Below are 1,712 nucleotides of genomic sequence, written 5' to 3' on the forward strand. Positions count from 1 at the left end.
AGCACCGCCAGCGCGGGCAGCGCGGGCAGCGCGGGCAGCGCGGGCAGCGCGGGGATACGGCTGCCGCCTCCGCGCCGAGGCCAGCACCGGCACCGGCACCGGCACCGGCACCGGCACCGGCATGGTGGCGACAGGCAGCGGCGCGACTGCCGCCGGCCCGCCCCCGGCGCACTGCTCACCCGCCGTGCCGTCGGAGCGGCGCGCGCCGCGCAATGTCCTGCCGCCCACGGCAAAGGAACGGCGGGGCTGCTCGACCGGGTCCTGACCGGATGGCGGGCGACCGGGGTCGCGGGCGGCGAGCCAGGAGCCGATCGCAGTGCCGAGCGCATCGCCGCCGATGCGTGGCAGGACCCGGCGCACGGTGGCCTCGGCCGGGGCGGTTGGGCCGCTCGGTCCACGGCTCGGTCCGCCGAGGGCGGTGAGCACAGTGGTCGGTGCGTCCGCGGCCCACGCTGCGATCGCGGTCAGAGATCTCGCGCCGGCCAGGACCGCGCAGGCGGCCACGGCGAGGACGAACGTGAGGGGAGGGCGACGGCCCCGGGGCGCGGATCGGGCACCGCGGCAAGGCAGTCCAGCAGGCCGGAGTGTTCCTCCTGTGCGGAAAGCCGGGCGGCAGCGAGCCGGCCCAGACCGGCGGAAAGGGGCGCTAACGAACGGCCAGGCACGGTCTTTCGTTGCGGTGATCAGGGACTCGACACCTCCTGTTTCACCCGGAGGCCGTGCCTGCTTCCCTTCCGGCCCGATCCGGGAACATCCCAGCCGGCTCAAGCGCATGAGCTGCCGTCAAGTCGGCAGACCGGCTGAACGACACCGCCCCAGCACTGAAGCCTCTACCGGCCGACCGTAAAGATCACGTGGCTTCCTGCGTCCGCTGCCCGCCGGAAGAAGACGACCAGGTCAGTGACGTTCGCCCAGGTGCAGACGAAGTCCCCGTGGCCGAAGTTCGGCCCGTAGTCTTCGATGTCGATGCAGTCCCAGCCTGCTTTCAGCGCCTCACGGCCGACATCGGCCATGGCACCGGCGACATCGCGAACCCGGTCCGGAGTGAGCAGGCCGACGATGTGATCGTCGCCTTCATGAAGCTGTACGCCGCCCAGGATCACGGCGTTCAGCGGGCAGATGCCGTTGTCGTAGCCAAGGTAACCGTCGGCCAGGCTGCGATGGATGGACTCCCCGGCTCATACGGCACACCGTCCAGGGGCGGCAGGACTCATCACCTCCAGCCGATCACGGTCGGCCGCGCACGCCTGTCGGACCGTCAGCCGCCCAGCGACAGCCAGACACTCATGCCGTACGACCAGGCCGGATGTCCTTCCCGACGGCCGCCCCTCACCTCCCCCGGCCTCACATGATCACAAAACGGGCAGACACACTGAACGACGCCGCCCTGGTACCCCTCCACGCGGACAGCCCACCGCACCGGGCCGTCGGACAGGCGCACAAGGCCCCCGGAACGGGACACCCCCGCAGACAATCCTTTCCGCACAACGCCGGGCCCGCAGGCACACGCAAACGGCCTCCGCCCCGGTCACCGCTCCCCCGGCATGCCTTCCCTCCCGGGTCTTCCGCACTCCCTTTCCGAGAACAGCCTGCCGAAGCGGCCCTCCCCGCGGCCAGGCCACGGACAGCCCCCGCAGACGCGGTCACCGCGGCACGCGACACGCCCTGACATGCGACGCGCCGCCGCACCGCCCTGCCCACCCCCCGAAGCC

1 protein-coding gene and 2 pseudogenes are annotated in these 1,712 nt (G+C 72.3%); 1 reads left to right on the plus strand and 2 read right to left on the minus strand.

Annotated elements, in window-relative coordinates; translation table 11 throughout:
• Positions 1–265: pseudogene (locus tag JHN45_RS53860) on the plus strand (hypothetical protein); the annotation flags it as partial.
• A gap of 92 nt (positions 266–357) precedes the next feature.
• Here JHN45_RS53860 and JHN45_RS54885 read toward each other — a convergent pair.
• Both JHN45_RS54885 and JHN45_RS51755 read right to left on the minus strand, forming a co-directional pair.
• Positions 358–774: pseudogene (locus JHN45_RS54885) on the minus strand (transposase family protein); the annotation flags it as partial.
• 56 nt (positions 775–830) lie between these two features.
• Entirely contained in the window at positions 831–1,166 is a 336-nt protein-coding gene (locus JHN45_RS51755; RefSeq protein WP_307783459.1) for a DUF1877 family protein, read from the minus strand.
• Positions 1,167–1,712 lie beyond the last annotated feature (546 nt).

This window comes from Streptomyces sp. MBT53, from assembly GCF_016654115.1.
In the GTDB taxonomy this organism is placed as follows: domain Bacteria; phylum Actinomycetota; class Actinomycetes; order Streptomycetales; family Streptomycetaceae; genus Streptomyces.